The sequence below is a fragment of the Xanthomonas theicola genome (assembly GCF_014236795.1).
GTDB lineage: Bacteria > Pseudomonadota > Gammaproteobacteria > Xanthomonadales > Xanthomonadaceae > Xanthomonas_A > Xanthomonas_A theicola.
On sequence record NZ_CP049017.1, the window covers coordinates 1,907,066 to 1,923,332 of the forward strand.

General features: G+C 67.4%; 22 protein-coding genes and 1 tRNA gene. 12 read left to right on the forward strand and 11 right to left on the reverse strand.

Translation table 11 applies throughout. The features are described 5' to 3' along the window. Positions 1-50: 50 nt before the first annotated feature. From G4Q83_RS08745 to G4Q83_RS08795, 12 genes are all read left to right on the forward strand, one after another. The gene (locus G4Q83_RS08745; protein WP_128418713.1) at positions 51-1,625 is read left to right on the forward strand and encodes an MASE1 domain-containing protein; all 1,575 of its coding nucleotides are present in this window, start codon (positions 51-53) and stop codon (positions 1,623-1,625) included. A gap of 608 nt (positions 1,626-2,233) precedes the next feature. Further along, the gene (locus tag G4Q83_RS08750; RefSeq protein ID WP_128418712.1) at positions 2,234-2,905 is read left to right on the forward strand and encodes a hypothetical protein; all 672 of its coding nucleotides are present in this window, start codon (positions 2,234-2,236) and stop codon (positions 2,903-2,905) included. After that, complete coding sequence (locus G4Q83_RS08755) at positions 2,905-3,180, forward strand: hypothetical protein (RefSeq protein WP_128418711.1); 276 nt, start codon at positions 2,905-2,907, stop codon at positions 3,178-3,180. The genes G4Q83_RS08750 and G4Q83_RS08755 overlap by 1 nt, the downstream gene beginning before the upstream one ends. After that, complete coding sequence (locus G4Q83_RS08760) at positions 3,177-3,479, forward strand: hypothetical protein (RefSeq protein ID WP_128418710.1); 303 nt, start codon at positions 3,177-3,179, stop codon at positions 3,477-3,479. Before G4Q83_RS08755 ends, G4Q83_RS08760 begins: the two co-directional genes overlap by 4 nt. Further along, on the forward strand, positions 3,476-4,192 hold the full coding sequence (locus G4Q83_RS08765) for a hypothetical protein (RefSeq protein WP_185817384.1): 717 nt from the start codon (positions 3,476-3,478) through the stop codon (positions 4,190-4,192). Before G4Q83_RS08760 ends, G4Q83_RS08765 begins: the two co-directional genes overlap by 4 nt. Then, positions 4,189-4,521, forward strand: a complete 333-nt coding sequence (locus G4Q83_RS08770) for a hypothetical protein (RefSeq protein ID WP_128418709.1) — start codon at positions 4,189-4,191, stop codon at positions 4,519-4,521. Before G4Q83_RS08765 ends, G4Q83_RS08770 begins: the two co-directional genes overlap by 4 nt. Before the next feature lie 76 nt (positions 4,522-4,597). Further along, positions 4,598-4,720: a hypothetical protein gene (locus tag G4Q83_RS24075; RefSeq protein WP_281401997.1), complete on the forward strand. Its 123-nt coding sequence runs from the start codon at positions 4,598-4,600 to the stop codon at positions 4,718-4,720. Next, positions 4,717-5,130, forward strand: a complete 414-nt coding sequence (locus G4Q83_RS08775) for an Lcl C-terminal domain-containing protein (RefSeq protein WP_128418708.1) — start codon at positions 4,717-4,719, stop codon at positions 5,128-5,130. Before G4Q83_RS24075 ends, G4Q83_RS08775 begins: the two co-directional genes overlap by 4 nt. A gap of 40 nt (positions 5,131-5,170) precedes the next feature. Further along, entirely contained in the window at positions 5,171-5,605 is a 435-nt protein-coding gene (locus G4Q83_RS08780) for an Lcl C-terminal domain-containing protein (RefSeq protein WP_128418707.1), read from the forward strand. A 21-nt stretch (positions 5,606-5,626) separates the two neighbouring features. Further along, the gene (locus G4Q83_RS08785) at positions 5,627-6,004 is read left to right on the forward strand and encodes a hypothetical protein (RefSeq protein WP_128418706.1); all 378 of its coding nucleotides are present in this window, start codon (positions 5,627-5,629) and stop codon (positions 6,002-6,004) included. A 128-nt stretch (positions 6,005-6,132) separates the two neighbouring features. Then, positions 6,133-6,453, forward strand: a complete 321-nt coding sequence (locus tag G4Q83_RS08790; RefSeq protein WP_386272022.1) for a hypothetical protein — start codon at positions 6,133-6,135, stop codon at positions 6,451-6,453. Beyond that, positions 6,453-7,667: a site-specific integrase gene (locus tag G4Q83_RS08795; protein ID WP_128418705.1), complete on the forward strand. Its 1,215-nt coding sequence runs from the start codon at positions 6,453-6,455 to the stop codon at positions 7,665-7,667. The genes G4Q83_RS08790 and G4Q83_RS08795 overlap by 1 nt, the downstream gene beginning before the upstream one ends. Before the next feature lie 14 nt (positions 7,668-7,681). Here G4Q83_RS08795 and G4Q83_RS08800 read toward each other — a convergent pair. The 11 genes from G4Q83_RS08800 to ruvB all read right to left on the reverse strand — a co-directional run bounded on the left by G4Q83_RS08800 (position 7,682) and on the right by ruvB (position 16,098). Next, positions 7,682-7,757: transfer RNA gene (locus tag G4Q83_RS08800), tRNA-Lys, on the reverse strand. Between the two features lie 63 nt (positions 7,758-7,820). Beyond that, positions 7,821-8,486, reverse strand: a complete 666-nt coding sequence (gene queC / locus G4Q83_RS08805) for a 7-cyano-7-deazaguanine synthase QueC (RefSeq protein WP_128418704.1) — start codon at positions 8,484-8,486, stop codon at positions 7,821-7,823. 181 nt (positions 8,487-8,667) lie between these two features. Continuing rightward, positions 8,668-9,345: a 7-carboxy-7-deazaguanine synthase QueE gene (gene queE / locus G4Q83_RS08810; RefSeq protein ID WP_128418703.1), complete on the reverse strand. Its 678-nt coding sequence runs from the start codon at positions 9,343-9,345 to the stop codon at positions 8,668-8,670. A 46-nt stretch (positions 9,346-9,391) separates the two neighbouring features. Continuing rightward, positions 9,392-10,186, reverse strand: a complete 795-nt coding sequence (gene ybgF, locus G4Q83_RS08815; RefSeq protein WP_128418702.1) for a tol-pal system protein YbgF — start codon at positions 10,184-10,186, stop codon at positions 9,392-9,394. Between the two features lie 3 nt (positions 10,187-10,189). Next, the gene (gene pal, locus G4Q83_RS08820) at positions 10,190-10,711 is read right to left on the reverse strand and encodes a peptidoglycan-associated lipoprotein Pal (RefSeq protein WP_128418701.1); all 522 of its coding nucleotides are present in this window, start codon (positions 10,709-10,711) and stop codon (positions 10,190-10,192) included. A gap of 71 nt (positions 10,712-10,782) precedes the next feature. After that, positions 10,783-12,102, reverse strand: a complete 1,320-nt coding sequence (tolB, locus tag G4Q83_RS08825; RefSeq protein WP_128418700.1) for a Tol-Pal system beta propeller repeat protein TolB — start codon at positions 12,100-12,102, stop codon at positions 10,783-10,785. Positions 12,103-12,298: 196 nt separating this feature from the next. Then, positions 12,299-13,300, reverse strand: coding sequence for a cell envelope integrity protein TolA (tolA, locus tag G4Q83_RS08830; RefSeq protein ID WP_128418699.1), 1,002 nt, complete (start codon positions 13,298-13,300; stop codon positions 12,299-12,301). After that, the gene (gene tolR / locus G4Q83_RS08835; protein ID WP_128418698.1) at positions 13,290-13,727 is read right to left on the reverse strand and encodes a protein TolR; all 438 of its coding nucleotides are present in this window, start codon (positions 13,725-13,727) and stop codon (positions 13,290-13,292) included. The genes tolA and tolR overlap by 11 nt, the downstream gene beginning before the upstream one ends. 37 nt (positions 13,728-13,764) lie before the next feature. Then, entirely contained in the window at positions 13,765-14,541 is a 777-nt protein-coding gene (tolQ, locus tag G4Q83_RS08840; RefSeq protein WP_128418697.1) for a protein TolQ, read from the reverse strand. Positions 14,542-14,555: 14 nt separating this feature from the next. Continuing rightward, complete coding sequence (ybgC, locus tag G4Q83_RS08845) at positions 14,556-15,011, reverse strand: tol-pal system-associated acyl-CoA thioesterase (protein ID WP_128418696.1); 456 nt, start codon at positions 15,009-15,011, stop codon at positions 14,556-14,558. A gap of 52 nt (positions 15,012-15,063) precedes the next feature. Continuing rightward, the gene (gene ruvB, locus G4Q83_RS08850) at positions 15,064-16,098 is read right to left on the reverse strand and encodes a Holliday junction branch migration DNA helicase RuvB (RefSeq protein ID WP_128418695.1); all 1,035 of its coding nucleotides are present in this window, start codon (positions 16,096-16,098) and stop codon (positions 15,064-15,066) included. Between the last annotated feature and the right edge of the window lie 169 nt (positions 16,099-16,267).

Genomic DNA, 16,267 nt, shown 5'->3' on the forward strand with positions numbered 1-16,267 from the left:
CGGAGCGTTGATTTGCACTGTAACTTGCGCCCAAGGACAGGGAACAGCAAATGGGCGGCAAGCTGAAGCACACAGGTATTTTTCTGCTGCAGAGCCTCAGCTACGCAGCGGCTTTCTTCATCGCATGGCGATGCTCGGCCGATCAATTCTATCTTCCTGCAGGCCTCAGGATCGCGGCGTTGCTATTTGCGCCATATAGCCGGTGGCCCGCAATTTTTGTCGGCGACGCCGCGGCAATGCTGGCACTTCGAATCCCGATCGCTCAGGAGTTGAATGCCGGGCCACTCTGGCCGTATGTCACGCCATTCCTCCTGTGCGCTCTGGTCTCAATAGGCCCTCTCGCACTGCGTAAGCTGAAGCCCGACTTCCAGCAGCACGAACGCTGGCTTCCCCTCGCATTGCTAGCTATTGCCGTGTGGGGATCGACAGCGAGTACCATTTTGAATGTCGTGTTCGATGGACCGCGTCCCGCAGACTTAGTCAGCTACTCTTACCGCTTCAGCGTCGGCCAGTATCTGGCGATCCTCGCAGTTGTCTTGCCTGTGCTGCTCTGGCATCGCAGGCGCGATCGTCAGGTGACCCCGCCTAATTTCCTCCGGGATGCCGTCTTGTCGGCAGCAACCCTAGCGGTCATGTGCGCGATTTTCCCCGGCGCGCAGGGGAACGCCCTGAAGCTCACGCTGTTGGGCGGCATGGTAGTTCCCACCGTAGTACTGGCCTTCCTACATGGGTGGCGCGGCGCAGTGGTGGGGTTCGTGACCGCAGACGTCGCCATAGGCTTCTATCTCCCGGATGCGAAGTTCATGGGCGACCACAACATGGTCGTCTTCGTTGCGCAGCAAACTCTGGCGGTGGTCGGAACCTTTCTCCAGGTGGTCGGATCAAGCGTTTCCAGTGAGTTCGACAAAGCCGCCAGGCTTGATCTCGCGGAACGCGAATCTCTGCACTTGGCGCAATCGAATCACCTCACCATGGAACTGGCTCTACGCGATCGCGTGGAAGCCATGGCCCGGGAGCAGAGACAGATTGACCGGGAATTTCGCGACGCCGTGCAGCAGTTGAAGAACAAAGGCCAGTATGCGCTGGCGATGCAAATCACAAGGCAAGCGGTCCTGAACACCCGCATGCTCTACGACCACACCTCGGCGATCTATCCAATGCAGATCGAGCACGAAGGACTGTTCCGCTTGCTTAAGCGCCAGCAGTTCGAGAAGGCACCCGACGATCGATTGTCGACAGTTTCTGCCAGTGGCAGCCTCGACGAGCACAGCACCACCTTGCAATTGGTGTCATACCGGCTTCTGGGCCACGCCATTGAGATGCTCGCGGGCGCCACGCGATACTCAGTCCGTGCCAGGGCTTGGTCCACCGGAACTCAAAGGAAGATCGCTATAACTGTTGTGGCGCACCGTGCGTGCGCCACCGCAGCCGACTCATCCGTGCGGCTCGCCCAAACGCAGTTTGCCGCGAAGTTACGCGCCTATGGCGGACAGTTCCGACGCCGGGAGAGCCGCATCTCTTTCGTCGTCGCCGAGGCCAATCAACGGGCAGCCCGCGGAGTAACCACCCACGACACGCCGCTAGCTCCCTTGATCACCCTTACCTCGAAGTCGCCAGAACTGTAGATCACCGAGCCGAGCTGACTGTCGCTAGCGATCGCGACCCGAGCGACATCGGTACCCATAGGCATCACCCACGCCCTATCTCCGACCGCGCCCGCAGCGGCGCGCACCACACCTCGCAGATCATTGATCTGGACGTAGCGAATGCCTTCGCGCTCGAACTCGTAGACACTCCACTCCGGATCCGCCGATAGGTCCACCGCGTTCGGCGCACTCTCGCCCAGGCCTGTGGCAGCGACCTTCCCCGCAGGTGTACCACTCCCTCCCGAAGGGCAGCACCCCTGTGCATGCGCTGCAGCTCCGATCCCCATTAAGCCAGCAGCCGCCGCCAATTTAAGAACTGCGTTCACGTCCAACTCCCTGTATGCCAGCTTCTCTGGCAGCGACAGCCTAACGCACCCGCCTCACCTCTTTCTTGCACAAGTGGCGGCTTACGCCGTAACACGCAGACGGCAGGCATGTAGGGAATTTCCAAACATAAAGACAGTGGTTTTGCCGCACGAAAAGTCAACATATTGTGTATTTGCCATTGACGATAGGATAAACATGATGTTTACTTGAACCGTGCCCACTGAAACCCACCGCGCCGGTGGAGGGGACGGACGGAACCCATGATCAGCACCGAGCAGACCCAGACGCTCCAGGCGCAGCCCAGCGCCGCGCTGCAGGTCGCCCCCTTTTCCTGCGGGCGCCGCGTCCGCTACCCCGGCAACATGGCCTCCCACAGCGGCGAAGGCCTCATCGTCGCGGTCTCCGACCACCACGTCGACGCGCTCCTGTTCGACGGCCGGGCGTTCCGCCGCCTCCCGAAGGCTGCTTTCTCCGGTGTCCGCCCCTGGCAGCTGCTGGACCGCGTCCACGGTCCGCGGCTGATCGAGGTGGTGAAGCAGAACGCCGCGGACGTGGCAGCGGCGGAGTCGCTGAAGAAGGCGACCGCCGCGCAGCGCCTGCTGGACAACGTCGCCGCGCTGATCGCCGCCCACCCGCACCTCACGCCTGTCGGCCCCGAGCACCGCGGGCTCGCCGCCGTCGGCAAGAACCTGCGCGCGCACCTGAAGCACCGCGGCATCAAGGCGCGCGTGCGCGCCAGCGGTGGCGCGTACCACGTGCGGCTGCCGGCCGACGCGACCGAAGCCAACCTGCAGGCGGCGAACGCGATCGCCACGTCCTTCGAGCTCGGCTCCTTCGACGGGATGACCGACTCGTACAACTACGCGACCAGCGCCTGGACCGAGGCTTTCGGCGGGGTGCGCTACGTCTTCGTCGGCCAGGAGATCGTGTGATGGATGCCTACTGCGGTATTCCCACCCCCACTCTCGTCTACGCCGGCCCCAGCAGCCGCGAGGACTTCGACCGCCTCGAGCTTCCAGCCACCGTGCACGACTGGAAGCCGGACGCCACCACGACGCTGATTAAGGCGGACGGCAAACAGTGGGAGCGGCGTTGCACCTCCAAGACGCTTGGCGACATGGGTTCTAATTCGGTCACCGTGGTCTTCCAATGGTGGGACCACCGGATCGCTCCGGCCGTCGCCCAGCCCGCGCAGGCATCGGCATGAGCGCCGACATGCGGTACGCCACCCCGAGCCGCGGCCCGTTCGTCGCGCCGCGCGGCGCCTGCACCGTCTGGACGGCCAACGGCGAGACCCTGGTCGCCGAGTGCAAGTCCCCGCACCTGAGCCCTGCCGGGAACGCCGCCAACGCGCAGCTGCTGGCGCTGGGCGCCTCGGCCGTCGAGCACCTCCGCGTCGCGCTGCAGCAACTGGCGGAGCTGGGCGCGGACAACGAAGCGGCCCGGGCCATCGTCGAGAAGGTCGACGCGATCGGCAAGCCGCAACCGCAGCGGGTGGCTGCATGAAGCGCCACCAGCCCGCGCGCGGCCGGCGCGCTTCGTTCTTCTGGCTCGGCCTGGGCTCACTGTGTGTTGGCGGCGCCGTGGCGCTCGCCGCCGGCGCGGCCACCGCGGACGCGCGCGGCGAGCAGCCCGTGCACGTGCCGGCCGGGCTGTCGATCACGTCGCCGCGCCTATGCGCCGCGCTGGTGGTCTACCGGATGGCCAGCGCCGACGACTGGGGCCTGCGCACGACGCTGGCGCAGACCGCGCTGAACGCGTTCGCCGCCGCCGGCGGGCCGCCGGACTGCGCGGCCCCCGTCACCGCAGCGCTGAGCCACCAGTTCGACCCGCGTCGCTGGCAGGCCGCGCTCGACGCCGTCGACGCGGTGCGCAGCGGCGACTACACGCCCTCACCGGCCGCGTGCGCGCGCGCCAACGCTGTGGTGGCGGCGGACGACAGCAGCCCCGAGTGGCTCCCGGGCGAGGAAGAGCTGTGCGCAGCGCTGCGCGATCTGGCCACAGCGGCTGAATTCAACGCCCCCTACGGCCGCGCGCTCAATCGCGACGTCATCGCCACCGGCAAACCGATCGACGAACAGCGCGCCGCGATGGACCGCGCGAAGGCGCCGAAGACGCATCCCTACCGCAGGCACCACCCTGCGCCCAAGGCCGTCGCAGCGCACCACGCGCGCGCCGAGCGGGTCGTGCCGGAGCACGCCAGGTTGGTGAAGCTGTGAGCCGGCCGGTTCGCTCGCCGCGCACGCAGGCGCTGGTCGGCCTGCACCTGATGGGCGCCGGCCTGGACGCGATCGTGCAACGCACGCTCCTGGAGCTGTCGCTTGAGGACGCCTTCATGCAGCACCAGCGGCACCAGCCTGCAGTGACTGCCGCGCAGCGCCTGGCTCGCTACGAGCGCGCCTGCGCGGCGCGGCCGGACCGCCAGGCGGAACTGCGCCGGATGATCGGCGAGGGCTACCAGGCCGCCTGGCGCCGCGGCCGCTGGCCTCGCCTTGTCACGATTGCGCGCGATCTGGCGCGCATCGAGCGGAGCCGACTCCCGTGCTGAGCGTCAGCGTCTACATCCCCGGTGTCGCGCGGCCACACGTGTTCCTCGCCAACTCCGAACCCGCCGGGGACAGCCCATGTTTTTCCGCAACCCCGGCTCGGTGGTCAACGACCTGCTTGAGCGCAAGGTCGCCGAGATCGCCGAGCAGCACCCCACCCAATACACCACCGCCGGCGAGCCGGCAAAGGATCCGCAGTGAACAGTGCCACCACCGAAAGCTCCACCATCTCCCCGACCGTCATCCCGCAAATCAGCTACGCCAGCGCGCTGGCACTGGAGGTGCGGGACCTGGGCGGCGGCGAAAGGCTCCTGCAGCGCGAGTTCCTGGCCGAGCTCGAGCAGCTCAACAAGACGGCGCCCGCCGGCACGACCTGGCGTCTCGAGACGCCCCACGAGCTCTTCGCCCTGCGCTCGCCGCTGACCCACGAGAACGCGAACAAGGCGCACAGCATCGACGACAGCATCAAGGCGGGCTGGTACTGGACCAGCGAGGAAACGCCCTGGTTCGAGGGTGGCCGCGTCGTCGTCGGCTTCGACCTCGGCTACGTCGACTACGACCTCGCCGGCTACCGCGCGTTCGCGCGCGCGGTGCGCGTGGTCGGTCAGTAATTGGCCCTTGGGCCTTTCCTCCTTTCAAGGACATTCAACCATGAATCCTCAGAAGATCCTGCTCAACGTCGAGCGGCTGACCATCAACATCACCCAGCCGCCGCGCGGCGCGGAACTGTCCGCTGTGCTTTCCTCGGTCGCCGAAGGGGTCCAGGTGCCGAGCGAGTACCGCGATCTCGGCGGCGGCGATCGCATCCCACAGGCACAGGCCCTGCGCGAGGTCGCGGAGCTCGGCACCGGCTGGCGCCTGGAGACACCGCACGAGCTGTTCGGCCTGGTGGACTACGGCCACAAGAACAAGCACGGCGCCTACACCCGCGACGAGAGCCTGAAGGAAGGCCCGTACTGGACCAGCCAGGAAACGCCCTGGTTCGAGGGTGGCCGCGTCGTCGTCGGCTTCTACGGCGGCTACGTCTACGACCACGACGCCGACGGCCGCGCGTTCGCGCGCGCGGTGCGCGTGGTCGGTCAGTAATTTGATTTTGGACTGAGCGCGATGAGCTACCAAGTCCCCAAGCTCGTGCAGGATGTCCGCCGTTTGCGCGCGGACGTCGAGGTGGCAGTGCGCCTCGCGCTTGAGCGCCTCGTAGTCCTCCGCAAAGGCCTCCGCGAATCCCATCGTGCCGTGAGCGATCGACTTCTGCGGCGACGCCGCCGAATGCTCGCTGCGCGCCACGAAGAACGCGACGGCGAGCAGGAGATACGCCGTGTCCTGCGCCAGCGCAGCGCGTTCGTCCGGCGTGCGCAGCCCCGAGGGTTTCATCAGTTCGCCGGCGCGTCGCTGCAGGGCGCTGTACATGCCTCTTCGATCCAGATCTCTATACGGATTCGCCATACCCAAAAAGCTATCCCCAGGAAGGTGCGCTATGCGTGATATTCAGAAGGAAGCGATGCATCGGTTCGCCGGCGACACCGCAGACCATCAGCTCGAGATCGTGCTCGACCAGGGGCTGCACCGGCACCTGCGGTTCCGCCGGCCCGGAACCTCCTGCTCATGCCGCGGTGTTTGGGGACTTCCGCTTCCGCGAATTCTGGGAGGACATGAAGTCGGGAAGGGAGGGGCTGGTGGCCGCAGCTGAAAGGCTTCCCGACATCCTCACCTACGAGGATCTGCAGAAGCTCTGTCGCCCGGATCTGCCTGGGCGGCCGCGCCGCGCGCCGCGTCGCGCGACCGTCGAGGCCTGGGCGAAGCGCGAGCACATCCCATACCGCTACGATGGTGTCGGCGGGATCTGGACCACCAGGGAAGCCCTCAATCAGGCGTTGGGCCTGAGGCAAGCCGAAGAACCAGACGCACCGTATGACCCCGAGGACATCGCGTAATGCCGCGACCCCGCGCCAAACACAACCCGAGCATTCCGCCCCACATCGACCAGGCGAAGCTGCCGAAGGGCGTGTATTGGGACAAGAGCGGCAACGGCCGCTGGTACGTGCTGGAGCACCCACGCAGGGCTGTCACGGTGGCAGGGTGCGACGCGCAACTGTCCGACCTGCACGCGATCATGGAGGCCCGCGCCGGCGGCGCGGCGCGCGGAACCGTGGGGTTCGTCATTGAGCAGTTCGAAGCGAGCACTGAGTTTGCGGAGCTGGCCGCCGGGACGCGCAAGGGCTACGAGCACCAGGCCAAACTGGTGCGTGCATACCGGACGCCCATGGGCGCGACGCTGGACACGTTGCAGGTAAGCCGGCTTGGACCGGCGGCGATCCAGCGCATCGTCGAGTCGATCGCGAAGGGCAAGGACGGCAAGGTCGGCCAGCCGACGAAGGCGAACCACCTGCTGCGCTACCTCCGGCGCACGTTCGCCTGGGGCATTCGGCACGGCGCATGCGCCTCGAACCCCGCCGCCGGCGTCAGGCAGGCGAGGGAGCGCGCTCGCTTTCGGATGCCCACCCCGGATGTGTTCGCCCGGCTCGTAGCCTTCGCCACCGAGCGCGGCATGCGTAAGGCTCACACTAAGGGCAGCGTCGCACCGTACCTGGGGCACCTGATGGTCATCGCCTATGCGTGCCGGCTACGCGGAATCGAGCTGGTGACGCTCACCGACGCGAACGCCACCGAGGTGGGGGTCCTGAGCAACCGTAGGAAGGGCTCAAGGGACAACGTGACGCGGTGGACCCCCGAGCTGCGCGGTGCCTGGGATGCGCTGGTAGAGCTGCGCAAGGCGGCCTACAAACGGCACGACATCGACACGGTGGTGCAGCTGATGCCGAAAAATCGCCCACTGGTCGTGTCGGAGACGGGCCAGCCGCTCAGCAAATCGTCGCTCGACTCGGCCTGGCAGCGCCTGATGGACGTGGCCACGAAGCAGGTCGGTGACCAGCCGCCCCTGCTCGCGCCGGAGGACCGTTTCACGCTGCACGGCATCAAGCACCGCGGGATCACCGACAGCGAAGACAAGGCGTCCGGCGGCCACGTGACCGAGTCGATGCGTCAGCGCTACAACCACGAGGTGCCCACCGTGGAACCGGCAAAACTGCCCGCGTTTTCAGGAGTGATTTCAGGAGGTGGCGAAAAAACCACCAAAGGCGACGCCTAAATCCCTGATTTTTTTGGTGGGCCGTGATGGATTCGAACCATCGACCAAAAGATTAAAAGTCTTCTGCTCTACCGACTGAGCTAACGGCCCAAAACAATGCCCCGGCCTTGCGCCGGGGTGCGTAGTCTACCCCAGCCCCGGGCCAACGCGAAATCAGGCGTAGCGGGTCGGGTCGGCCACGCGAGCGTCGACGAAGCCGGCGGCACGCAGGCGGCAGGCATCGCAGTGGCCGCAGGCGCGGCCGTCGGCATCGGCGCGATAGCAGGACACGGTCAGGCCGAAATCCACGTCCAGGCGCATGCCCTCGCGCACGATGTCGGCCTTGCTCATGCGCTGCAGCGGCGCATGCACGCGCAGGCCGGCGCCCTCCACGCCGGCCTTGGTCGCCAGGTTCGCCAGCGTCTGGAACGCGTCGATGAACTCCGGGCGGCAGTCCGGATAGCCGGAGTAATCCACGGCGTTGACGCCACAGAAGATGTCCGCCGCGCCCAGCACCTCGGCCCAGCCCAGCGCCACCGACAGCATGATGGTGTTGCGCGCGGGCACGTAGGTGACCGGGATGCCCCCGCCGCCCGCGTCCGGCACCTCGATGTCGTCGGTCAGCGCGGAACCGCCGATGCTGCGCAGGTCGACGTTGACGGTCTTGTGCGCCACCGCGCCGAGCGCGCCGGCCACGCGCGTGGCCGCGTCCAGCTCCGAGGTGTGGCGCTGGCCATAGCGCACGCTCAGCGCATGCACGGCATAGCCCTGCTCGCGGGCGATGGCGACGACGACGGCGGAATCCATGCCACCGGAGAGGAGGACGACGGCGTTTTTCATGTGGGTGCTGGGAATGGGGAATGGAGAAACGGGAATGGACAGAGCGTAACAGCTGCACCGAACATGGGAGATCGCCGGCTTTCGAGAAGCAGAAGCGAGGCAACCGACAACACGTCCGCGGCGCAGCGCCTTGCCGATTGCCGTTTCTCCATTCCCGACTCCCGGCTGCACGTCCGCGCAGCTAACGGCCCGGCTCGTCGTTCCACAGCAGCTTGTGCAGTTGCATCTGGAAGCGCACCGGCAGGCGGTCGGCGACGATCCAGTCGGCCAGGTCGCGCGGCGCCAGTTCGCTCTTGCTCGGCGAGAACCAGACGGTGCAGCGCTCGTGCAGGCGGTGTTCGGCGACAATCGCGCGCGCCCAGTCGTAGTCGGCGCGGCTGCACAGCACGAACTTGATCTGGTCGCGCACGGTCAGCAGCGGCAGGTTCTCCCAGCGGTTGCGCTGCGCTTCCTGCGAGGCCGGGGTCTTGATGTCGAGCACCCGCGACACGCGCGGGTCCACCTCGGCGATGTCGAGCGCGCCGGAGGTCTCCAGCGATACGTCGTAACCGGCGTCGCACAACTGGCGCAGCAGGTGCAGACAGCGCTTCTGCGCCAGCGGCTCGCCGCCGGTCACGCAGACGTGGCGCACGCCATGGCGCGCCACTTCGGCCAGGATCGCGCCAATGTCCCACCACTGCCCGCCATGGAAGGCATAGGCGGTGTCGCAATAGCTGCAGCGCAGCGGGCAACCGGTCAGGCGCACGAACACGGTCGGCCAGCCGGCGCTGTCGGCCTCGCCCTGCAGCGACAGGAAGATCTCCGTCAGCTTCAGGCGCGGCAGCGGGCTTTGCACGATATCGCTGGGAACGGCGGCCATGGCGGGAGAAGGTTGCTCCCGCGGCGATGGCGGCAGCGTTCGGGGCTCAGTGCAGGTGCTGGCCGATGCGGATCGACTGCAAACGATCCTGCGCGGTCCGCGCAGCATCCGATCCCGGATACTGGCTGATGACCTGCTGCAGGGTCTGCTCGGCCTCCTGGGCGCGGCCTTCGCCGTACTGGGACAGGCCCAGCTTGAGCAGGGCGCCGGATGCTTTGTCGTGGGTCGGATAGCGGCCGATCAGATCGCGGAACTGCGCCTCGGCCAGCGGGAAATTCTTGGTGGCGTAATAGCTTTCGCCCAGCCAGTACAAGGCATTGGGGGCATAGACGCCGTTCGGGTACAGCTCGAGAAAACTCTGCAACAGGTTCGCCGAGTCGGCGTACTTGCCGGCCTTCAGCGCATCGAAGGCGACGTTGTAGCTGGTGCGCTCATCGCCGGCGGCGGCCAGCGTCCCGGCATCGCCATGCACCGACGGCGCGCGCTCGGACACCGCAGCCGGCTTGGCCGCGGGTGCGGCCGGTGCGGCGGCGGCGGCCGGCGGCATCGCGCCACCCTCGATCCGGTTCAGGCGGCCGTCCAGGTCCAGGTACTGGTCCTTGGCGCGCTGCTTGAGTTGTTCGTTGTCGTGCTGCAATTGCTCGATCGTGGCTTGCAGCGACTGCATCTGGGTCCGCAGCTGGTTGAGCTGGTTCAGCATGTCGGTGTTGGCCTGGGTGTTCATCGCCTGCTGCTCGAGCGCGGACACGCGGTCGGCCAGGCTTGCGCGCTGCGCATGAGCCGGCGCGGCGACCACCAGGGTCGCCGCGACGATCATCGATGTGAGGACACCGATACGCATCTATTACTGCGCCGTGTAGACGATCTCGACGCGACGGTTCTGCGACCAGCAGGACTCGTTCGACTCGGTACAGACCGGACGCTCTTCGCCGTGGCTGACCACGCTCAGCTGCGCAGCCGGACCGCGGGCAGCCTGCAGCGCCGACGACACGGCGTTGCCGCGACGCTCGCCCAGGCCCATGTTGTACTCGCGCGAACCGCGCTCATCGGCATTGCCCTGCAGGGTGATGCGCGAGGACGGACGGTCGCGCAGGTACTTGGCGTGGCACGCCATGATGGCCTGGAACTCCGGCTTCAGCGAATCCTGGTCCAGATCGAAGTAGACCACGCGCTGGCGCAGGCAGGCATCGGTGTCCAGGTCGCCCGGGCCGTACAGGCCCGAGGTCGATGGGCCGGTCGGGGAGGTGGTGCCGGTGGTGCCGGTGGTGTCGGTCGTTGGGGGAACTTCCTTGACCTTCTTGGAGCAGCCGGCCAGGGCTGCGACGGACAACAGCGAAACAAGCAGAACGCGGGTGGTCTTGTTCATGGCGATACCTTTGTGGCTCCTGAGCCGATGAGGGGTTCAACGCAGCGAAATATTAACATCAAACATTCATGTCAACGCGCGGTCCGGTACGGGGACCACGACGGCTCGCGCACATCGCCATCGGCCAGGACCAGGCGCTGGCGAACGCGGGCGTCGGCCGAGACTGCGTAGAGCACGCCGCGCCCACCCTCGCGAGCGGCGTACAGGACCATGCTGGCATTGGGCGCGAAGCTTGGCGACTCGTCCAGCGAGCCGGTGGACAGAGTGCTCCAGCGCGGCGCGCCGAGGCTGCGATCCATCATCGCGATCTTGTAGGTGTTGCCGCTGCCCTGGGCGACGGCGATCTTGTTGCCGTCGAAGGACACGCTGGCGGTGGCGTTGTAGTTGCCCTGGAAGGTCACCCGGCTGGCGCTGCCCCCGGTCGCCGCCACCTGGTAGATCTGTGGGCGGCCGCCGCGGTCGGAGGTGAAGTAGAGGGTGCTGCCGTCCGGCGCCCAGGTCGGCTCGGTGTCGATGCCGAAGTGGTTGGTCAGCTGGGTCAGTTGCTTGCTGCCCAGGTCCATCACGTAGATCTCCGGGTTGCCGCTGCGCGACAGCGCCAGGGCCAGCTTGCGGCCGTCCGGCGAGAACGAGGGCGCGCCGTTGATGCCGCGGAAGCTGGACACCAGCTGGCGGGCGCCGGTGGCGATGTCCTGGATGTAGATCGAGGAGTTGCCGCGCTCGAAGCTCACGTAGGCCAGCTTCTTGCCGTCCGGGCTCCAGTTCGGCGACAGCAGCGGCTCGGCCGAGCGCACGATGGTCTGCGGGTTGTAGCCGTCGGAATCGGCGACCATCAGCGCATAGCGCATCGCCCCGCCCTTGCCGCTGGCGGTGACGTAGGCGATGCGGGTCCAGAAGGCGCCGCGCACGCCGGTGATCTTCTCGTAGATGGCATCGGCCATCTGGTGCGCCACGTCGCGCATCGCGCTGGCGCGTGCGGTCATCGCCAGGCCGAGCATGCGCTCGCCCTTGGCCACGTCGAACAGTTCGTACTCGACCCGGTAGGCGCCCTCGCCGGCGTCCATCACCCGGCCGGCGACCAGGTAGTCCTGCTTCAGCGCGCGCCAGGTGGCGTACTGCACTTCACTGCCGCGGGTCGGGCGTTCGACGATCTGCGCCTCGGGCAGGTTGCGGAACTGGCCGGAACGGTCCAGATCGGCGCGGACCACCGCGGCCACGTCGGTGGACGGCGCGGCAGCCGATCCCTGGTACGGCATCGGCACGACGGTGATCGGGGTCGCCGACGCGTTGCCGCCGACGATATCGATTTCCAAGCCCTTGTCCTGGGCGAACGCGGCCAAGGGGAGCAAGAGGGCGGTCAGGACGGCAAGCCAGCGTGGCAGTTTCTTCATGGATCGCTCAACGGTACTCGGAAAGGCGCAAAGTAGAGATAGCAATGCGCGGGTGAACATATTCCCAACCATGAACACCGCGATGTGAAGCCGGTGGCAGGATACGCGGATTATCGCCCATCGCGACGCCGCCGGGAGCCCGCCCATCGATCGCGGGCCCGGGTCCGGGTGCCGCGCGCTTCCGCGCCACCCGGCCTCACCGGTCCTGCGCGGTGAAGTTGAAGGTCAGGTCGCGCGCGAACACCGATTCGAAACCCCGGTACGGCAGCGGCTGCGCCCGCAGCACCGCGGCCTCGATCGAGCGCCGCCCCGCCTCGTCGTAGGGGCAGTCGGGGCTGACCCTAGCCTCGATCACCTGCCCACCGACGATCTGCTTGATCGCGATCTTGCACTTCTGCCCCAGCGGCACCGAATCCGGCCGCACCCACTGGCTCAGCACCGCCTGCTGGATCGCCGCGGCGTACTTGGCCGACAGGTCGGTATTGGTGCCGTTCTGCCCGGGCGCGGCCTGCGGCGTGGCCGCGGCGGCGGCCGAGGCCTGCTGGGCGCGCACGTCGGCCAGCTGGCGCAGCTTCTGCTCGGCCAGCCTGGCCTCGCGGTCGGCCTGCTCGCGCTGCTTGCGGATCTCGGCGATCTTCTTCTGCCGCTCCTCTTCCTGCTGCGCGGCCAGGCGCTGTTTCTGCTCGGCTTCCTGCTGCCGCTTCCGCTCGGTCAGGTCGACCTGTTCCTGGCGGCGCTTGGCTTCCTGCTCCTGCTTCTCCTTTTCCTGGGAGATCGCGGTGCGGGACGCGCGGTCCTGGTCCATCTTGTCCGGCACCGGGATGACGTCCTGGGCCTGTTGCTGCTGCGGGGTCGGCGCCTGCTGCGGCTTGGGCACGGGCACCGGCTGCGGCGGCGGCACCGTGTCTTCCTCGGCCGTTTCCTTGACCGGCTCGGGCAGCGGCTCGGGGACCGGCTTGGGCGCGTCCCGCACGGCCTTCTGCGCCGAGCGCACATCCGCCGACGACACCACCAGCGACGCCTCGACCATCGGCGAGCCCGCCGCCGGCTCCACCTCGCGCACCGGCGACCACCACCAGGCGAGGAAGAACAGCAGCGCGAGCAGCACGTGCACGGCCACCGCCAGGACGATGCCGTACATCAGGCCATCATTGTCGCCCTGGGCCAGATGCGGTCGGGAATCGGCTTCAGCGTGCATTGGTACCGGGCTGGCTCATCAGGCCCACCTTGGGAACGCCGGCCTGCTGCAGCATGACCATGGTGTCCATGACCAGCTGGTAGTTGGAACTGCCGGGCGCGGCGACGAACACCGGCACGTCCTTGTTCTGGCCGACGAAGGCCTGCATCTTCGCCTCCAGCTCCGGCGCGCCGATCTTCTCCGGCTTGCCGTCCTGCAGGGTCAGCGTGTAGCGGCCCTCGCCGTCGACGGTGACGATGACCGGATCCTTCTTGCTTTCCACCGAGCGCGCGGTGGAATCGGGCAGGTCCACGTCCACGCTCAGGCTGAGCAACGGCGCGGTGACCATGAAGATGATCAGCAGCACCAGCATCACGTCGATGTACGGCACGACGTTGATCTCGGACTTGAGCTTGCGGCGCTTGCGGCGGGAAATGGCGGCGGTCATGCGGGAATCCTGGGATCTTTTGGGCGGGACGCGGCGCTCAGTCGCCGCTGGCCTGGCGCTGCAGGATGGAGCTGAATTCTTCGGAGAAGGTCTCGAAGCGCACGGCCAGGCGCTCGACCCGGGTGGTGAAGCGGTTGTACGCCCACACCGCCGGGATCGCCACGAACAGGCCGATGGCGGTGGCGAACAGCGCCTCGGAAATGCCCGGTGCGACCGCGGCGATCCCCGCTTGCTGGCCGCTGTTGAGCATGTCGTGCATGGTCACCATGATGCCGAACACGGTGCCGACCAGGCCGACGTACGGTGCGGTGGAACCGATGTTGGCCAGCAGTTCCAGGTTGCGTTCCAGGCGGTCCACTTCGCGCGCATAGGTGGCGCGCATCGCCCGCTGCGCGCCTTCCAGCTGGATGCGCGCGTCGAGCTTGCGCTTGTCGCGCAGGCGGGCGAACTCGCGGAAGCCGGCCTCGAAGATCGCCTCCAGCCCGCCGACCACGCGGTTGCGGTCGGCCGCGCCGGCGTAGAGCTTGGTCAGGTCGGTGCCGGACCAGAAGCGGTTCTCGAACTCGTCGGCCTCGCGGTTGGCCTGCTTGAACACCCGCGCCTTGCGGAAAATGATCACCCAGCTGATCAGCGAGCCGAGCAGCAGCAGCAACACGATGACCTTGACCGGCAGGCTGGCCTTGAGCATCAGGTCCAGATAGTTGATGCCGCCGTGGGCGGCGGTACTGGCGACAGCCTGCGCGGCGGTACCGGTCACGTCCTGCGGCAGCGCCTCCACCACCGTGTCCTGCAGGGCCAGGAGCAATGCGATCATCCGTCGTTCCTCAGTCATTCCGCTTCAGTGATTTCGAGAATTTTCAATGCGTCGTACAACATGTCGTCCATGCCGCGCGGGCGGAAACTGCCGGCGCCCAGCGCCGCCACCTTCACCTGCGCACGCAGCAACAGCTCGCCGTCGCGATGGATCGACTGCGCGAACAGCAGGCTGGCGCGCCTGCATTGCGACAGCGCGACGCCGACCTGCAGCATATCGTCCAGGCGTGCCGGGCGCAGGAAATCCAGTTGCATCGCGCGCACCGCGAACACCAGGTCGTGCTGCAGGCGCAGAGGTTCCTGGCCGTGGCCCAGCGCGCGCAGCCACTCCGTGCGCGCCCGTTCCAGGAAAGCCACGTAGCGCGCATGGTAGACCACGCCACCGGCGTCGGTATCTTCCCAGTAGATGCGTGTCGGCCAACTGAATAGATGCCGGGACTGGGGACTGGGGACTGGGGACTCGGTGGTCATGGACTCCGCCCGGTCGATGAGAAAACCAGGCGCAGCGCGGCGGCGGCGCGACTCAAAACAGCTCTCCCGAGTCCCCAGTCCCCAGTCCCGAGTCCCGCGGCGGCTTGAGGCCCAGGTGCAGATAGGCCTTGTTGGTGGCCATGCGCCCGCGCGCGGTGCGGATCAGGTAGCCCTGCTGGATCAGGTAGGGCTCGATCACGTCCTCCAGGGTGCCGCGCTCTTCCGACAGCGAGGCGGCCAGCGACTCGACCCCGACCGGGCCGCCGTCGAAATAGTCGATGATGGTGCGCAACAGGCGCCGGTCGAGCTCGTCGAAGCCTTCCGGGTCGACTTTGAGCATCTGCATCGCCGCCTGCGCGACCGCCACGTCGATGTGCCCGCCGGCACGCACCTGGGCGAAGTCGCGGACCCGCCGCAGCAACCGGTTGGCGATGCGCGGGGTGCCCCGCGCGCGGCGCGCGATCTCGGCGCAGCCGTCGCCGTCGCAGGCGATGCCGAGGATGCCGGCGGAACGGCGCACGATGCGGGCCAACTCCTCCGGGGTATAGAACGCCAGGCGCTGCACGATGCCGAAGCGGTCGCGCAGTGGCGCGGTCAGCAGGCCGGCGCGGGTGGTGGCGCCGATCAGGGTGAACGGCGGCAGGTCGATCTTGATCGAGCGCGCGGCCGGGCCCTCGCCGATCATGATGTCGATCTGGAAGTCTTCCATCGCCGGGTACAGCACTTCCTCCACCACCGGCGACAGGCGGTGGATCTCGTCCACGAACAGCACGTCGTGCGGCTGCAGGTTGGTCAGCAGCGCCGCCAGGTCGCCGGCCTTGTCGATCACCGGGCCGGAGGTCACCCGCAGGTTGACCCCCAGCTCGTTGGCGATGACATGGCTGAGCGTGGTCTTGCCCAGCCCCGGCGGCCCGAAGATCAGCACATGGTCCAGCGCCTCGCCGCGCGCCTTGGCCGCCTCGATGTAGATCGACAGCTGTTCGCGCACCGGCTGCTGGCCGAGGTAGTCGTCCAGCCGCCGGGGGCGGATGCTGGCCTCGACCGCATCGTCTTCGCGGGTGGCGCCGGTGGCGATAAGGCGGTCCATCAGGGCCGGGACCCGGGACCCGGGACCGGGGACCCGGAAAGCGGATCCAGGGTCCGACGGAGCATCGGCAAATGACAGGGAGAGGAAGCGGCAAATTGCATCCCGCCATTGTAGGCAACAACAGCGCGAATCACCGCTTTTCCGGGTCCCCGGTCCCGGGTCCCGGGTC

Coding starts and splice junctions, on each gene's coding strand:
- G4Q83_RS08745 (WP_128418713.1), top strand. CDS start 51: ATGGGCGGCAAGCTGAAGCACACAGGTATTTTTCTGCTGCAGAGCCTC.
- G4Q83_RS08750 (WP_128418712.1), top strand. CDS start 2,234: ATGATCAGCACCGAGCAGACCCAGACGCTCCAGGCGCAGCCCAGCGCC.
- G4Q83_RS08755 (WP_128418711.1), top strand. CDS start 2,905: ATGGATGCCTACTGCGGTATTCCCACCCCCACTCTCGTCTACGCCGGC.
- G4Q83_RS08760 (WP_128418710.1), top strand. CDS start 3,177: ATGAGCGCCGACATGCGGTACGCCACCCCGAGCCGCGGCCCGTTCGTC.
- G4Q83_RS08765 (WP_185817384.1), top strand. CDS start 3,476: ATGAAGCGCCACCAGCCCGCGCGCGGCCGGCGCGCTTCGTTCTTCTGG.
- G4Q83_RS24075 (WP_281401997.1), top strand. CDS start 4,598: ATGTTTTTCCGCAACCCCGGCTCGGTGGTCAACGACCTGCTTGAGCGC.
- G4Q83_RS08780 (WP_128418707.1), top strand. CDS start 5,171: ATGAATCCTCAGAAGATCCTGCTCAACGTCGAGCGGCTGACCATCAAC.
- G4Q83_RS08785 (WP_128418706.1), top strand. CDS start 5,627: ATGAGCTACCAAGTCCCCAAGCTCGTGCAGGATGTCCGCCGTTTGCGC.
- G4Q83_RS08795 (WP_128418705.1), top strand. CDS start 6,453: ATGCCGCGACCCCGCGCCAAACACAACCCGAGCATTCCGCCCCACATC.
- queC (WP_128418704.1), bottom strand. CDS start 8,486: ATGAAAAACGCCGTCGTCCTCCTCTCCGGTGGCATGGATTCCGCCGTC.
- queE (WP_128418703.1), bottom strand. CDS start 9,345: ATGGCCGCCGTTCCCAGCGATATCGTGCAAAGCCCGCTGCCGCGCCTG.
- ybgF (WP_128418702.1), bottom strand. CDS start 10,186: ATGCGTATCGGTGTCCTCACATCGATGATCGTCGCGGCGACCCTGGTG.
- pal (WP_128418701.1), bottom strand. CDS start 10,711: ATGAACAAGACCACCCGCGTTCTGCTTGTTTCGCTGTTGTCCGTCGCA.
- tolB (WP_128418700.1), bottom strand. CDS start 12,102: ATGAAGAAACTGCCACGCTGGCTTGCCGTCCTGACCGCCCTCTTGCTC.
- tolA (WP_128418699.1), bottom strand. CDS start 13,300: ATGCACGCTGAAGCCGATTCCCGACCGCATCTGGCCCAGGGCGACAAT.
- tolR (WP_128418698.1), bottom strand. CDS start 13,727: ATGACCGCCGCCATTTCCCGCCGCAAGCGCCGCAAGCTCAAGTCCGAG.
- tolQ (WP_128418697.1), bottom strand. CDS start 14,541: ATGATCGCATTGCTCCTGGCCCTGCAGGACACGGTGGTGGAGGCGCTG.
- ybgC (WP_128418696.1), bottom strand. CDS start 15,011: ATGACCACCGAGTCCCCAGTCCCCAGTCCCCAGTCCCGGCATCTATTC.
- ruvB (WP_128418695.1), bottom strand. CDS start 16,098: ATGGACCGCCTTATCGCCACCGGCGCCACCCGCGAAGACGATGCGGTC.